General features: G+C 33.1%; 1 protein-coding gene. It reads right to left on the bottom strand.

Annotated elements, in window-relative coordinates:
• Positions 1-359: 359 nt before the first annotated feature.
• The coding region (locus tag ACFIL8_RS10350; protein ID WP_375689699.1) for an MFS transporter at positions 360-1,364 on the bottom strand (1,005 nt) is incomplete at its 5' end.

Below are 1,364 nucleotides of genomic sequence, written 5' to 3'. Positions count from 1 at the left end.
TGATACAATTTTTCATATGGATTTTGAAAAACAAAAATAATACAATACTCTCCCCATATGATACGATATTACCTCATCGCTTTACTTTCTGCTACGCTTAGACAAAAAACTTTCAAGAAGATTTAAAGTGTTACGTTTTCGTCTTCTTAACAACAGTGAGATGAATTAAAGAAACGCATCAATTCTTTTAGATCATTATCAAAAAATAGAGAGTATTCTCTAGCATACATCAATTTATGCTTTGTTCATTAAGCACCAACTTTTACATTTTCTCAACTCTCCTTTAAAAGCAAAATGTGAAATGTACTGCAGCGTAAATATTTATAAAATAGCGTATGTTGTCCACACTTAAATGTAATTTATTGTTTTTCATGTTTATAAAACAGCACTATGAGTATTCCAACAAACGCAACAATGCTTTGAAAAAAATATATCGATTGAGGTGATATGTTACTGTTATCGCTTGCCATGATGAGATAGACTCCGAGGATCAAGCATCCAGAGATACCATTAAAACTTGCCTGCAATCTTCCTTGGTATTCAGGATCACAAGAGAGTTGTGATAAAGAAATCGAAAGAGCCCAACTCGAAAGTCCAAATCCAATCATAAAGTAAACAGGAAAAACAACAAAATTGTGTGTATTAACAGATAGAATAGCAAGGCCAATAGCCATAAAAGCTAATAAAATGGCTAATGTTTTCCTTATGGATAAAACTTTACAAAGAAGTGGTGAAAAAAACGCACCTGTCAATACACCCATAGAATAAAGCACCTCAAATATTGCAAAGGTCCTGTTATCCGCATGTAAAACCTCTTGTATATAAGGAACGAGAATAACAGGAACGGTCATCAAAAGAGTCATAATAATCATCTGGCTTATATAAGGTACAACAAGAGCTGGATTCTGTTTAAAATAATGAAGGGATGCTGTATAATTTTCCCACCAATTTTGCTGGTTTTGTTTTTTAGATCTTCGGTTTTTAGGTACCTTCATTGCAAAATTAAATAAACCAGCAATGATAAAGAATATACCACCTATTAGAAGAGTTCCTTTTGTTCCTGCATAGGACAGTATAAATCCACTTAAGCCCATACCTACGATAGTGCCAAGTTCATAAACCATATCGATGGTTGCATTTGCATTGATGAGCTGTTCCTTCAGCACAATACTTTGAATTAAAGAAATAGCTGATGGCATATAAAAAGGGATAAAAATACCCAAAAGAGCAGATAAGACCATCAATTCAATTTCTATACCAAAATGCCAAAGCATTACCCAGCTTACAATTACCAAACCTCTCACAAGATTTGAAATAATAATCTGCGTTTTACGGTTATATTTATCTGCCAATATGCCAAAAAT

This window comes from Bartonella sp. AP57NXGY, assembly GCF_042195805.1.
Taxonomy (GTDB): domain Bacteria; phylum Pseudomonadota; class Alphaproteobacteria; order Rhizobiales; family Rhizobiaceae; genus Bartonella.
This window is presented reverse-complemented; position numbering and strand designations above follow the sequence as displayed.